General features: G+C 40.9%; 2 protein-coding genes. Both read right to left on the bottom strand.

Annotated features, from left to right (window positions below; all coding sequences use genetic code 11):
• Positions 1 to 185: 185 nt before the first annotated feature.
• Positions 186 to 740 (bottom strand): 5-formyltetrahydrofolate cyclo-ligase, encoded by a 555-nt coding sequence (locus NJ959_RS29045; protein ID WP_309242725.1) that lies wholly within the window; start codon positions 738 to 740, stop codon positions 186 to 188.
• A 243-nt stretch (positions 741 to 983) separates the two neighbouring features.
• Positions 984 to 1,721 carry a hypothetical protein gene (locus NJ959_RS29040; protein WP_254015234.1) on the bottom strand — a complete coding sequence of 246 codons (738 nt, stop codon included), beginning with the start codon at positions 1,719 to 1,721 and terminating at the stop codon, positions 984 to 986.
• Positions 1,722 to 1,858: the final 137 nt, after the last annotated feature.

Raw genomic sequence — 1,858 nt, 5'->3', positions numbered from 1 at the left:
GTGTAGCAACAGGTTTTAACCTGTTGCTGTGGGAGAATGAAACAGCCCTGCTTGTTAAAGGGGGGAGGAAGAATATAACTTGGGTTTTTGTCAAATTGGGATGCTCCCTGCGGATTTCTATATGATGGAGAAATGAAAACAATACCGTTAATTTTTTATCTACGACAAATAACCTACCCATCCCCTCATTTTCTCAGTCCGTACTCCGTACAAATAGCTTGTAGTGGGCGATCCCAATCTTCTATCGGTAACTGAGGCAAGCAAGCAAAATCAAAGACAATTCCTATAGTAGGTTTAAATACCCAATCAGTGTAACTCAATAAGCGATCGTAAAACCCACCACCGTATCCCAAGCGATACCCTCGTACATCGCAAGCCACTGCTGGTACGAGAATTAAATCTACCCGATCGGCTTCTAAGATAGGTGCATCAGGATGTGGTTCTAAAATGCCATAATTTCCCTTTTGTAAGGTTTCTCCAGGCTGCCAGCTATGCCAGATTAGGGATTTACCAACACATCGAGGCAAACCCCAGCGATGTTGCGTGTCTGTAAATAATGAACTGAGATCCGGCTCTTGGCGAAAACTAAAATAAGCGAGGATAGTTTTCGATTGGGTAAATAAGGGGGAGGTTTGGAGATGGGCAGAAATGCGATCGCTCTTTTGTTGCCATTCTTCTACAGTCATGGCTTGTCGCTGTTTTAGGAGTTTTTTTCTTAATTCAGATTTGGTTTGATTCACTCTCTATTGGTAATTGTTAATTGTTAATTAATTTATCTTCTTATTTTATACGGAAGTTCCCTACTCTGGGGAGCATCCTGATTTGGAAGAAATGCAGGTTGTATTCTTTCTCCCCCCTTTGACAAGGGGGGCTGGGGGGGTAAAAACTTTGTCAAAAAACGAGTATCTTTGCCAAAGTGGGATGCTCCCCTGCTCCGTGCAAGATGGTGCATTAGCAAAGGATGACACACTGTACAAATAGCTTTATTTCTGACTTGTATAAGCCTGCCAAGATAATTCGATTGTGGCTAATTCACTCCAAAAATCATTAGTATTTCGCACCTCTAATAATCTATCAGCACATTCATTTCGTCCCAGGATACTGCAAGCCCAAGCCAATAAACTTTTAAAGTCACCAAAATTGCCGTTAGGATAATTCCAAGTTGAGCCAAATTTGGCGGTTTGCCCGTTAGGATAATTCCAAGTTGAGCCGAATTTGGCGGTTTGCCCGTTAGGATAATTCCAAGTTGAGCCAAATTTGGCAGTTTGCCCATTGGGATAATTCCAAGTTGAGCCGAATTTAGCAGTTTGCCCGTTAGGATAAGATATTGACGATTTGTCCGATTCTGTAGTAAATTGGCAAGCAATTAACTGTTGGCTATCTACTAAATTGATAAGATTACTATCACCTCCACCAATACGTGCAAGTCGCATCATAATTGTTAAATCAATACAATCTTGTGTCGCATTAGGTGGTGGGACTATATTATTAGTGGGAGGTTGTGCTGCGGCACAGTATCGCTCTTCTAGAGTAGCGAGATCCCGATTATCTAAACGTTCCCCAATCGCAAGTCTACGCACCTCGCGAATTTTACGACAAATATCGGTTATATTAGATCTACGATCGGCGATTAGCTCTTGACTTACTACTATATCGCTCTTCGCTCCCAGAAGTAGTAGTGGGAATAATATTGAGATTACTAATCGGATAACAGGCTTCATAATAAGCAAAATCCTAACTATGTAATCTTAAAGATTTTGTTATTATATAATATGTTCCTTAATCTGAGATCTTGCACAAATATCAATAACTGTAGGGATGTAACATCAAATCTGAGATCTCTCGATCCCCAATAGAG

It is taken from the genome of Limnofasciculus baicalensis BBK-W-15, assembly GCF_024178385.1.
Classification (GTDB): Bacteria; Cyanobacteriota; Cyanobacteriia; order Cyanobacteriales; family Coleofasciculaceae; genus Limnofasciculus; species Limnofasciculus baicalensis.
This window is presented reverse-complemented; position numbering and strand designations above follow the sequence as displayed.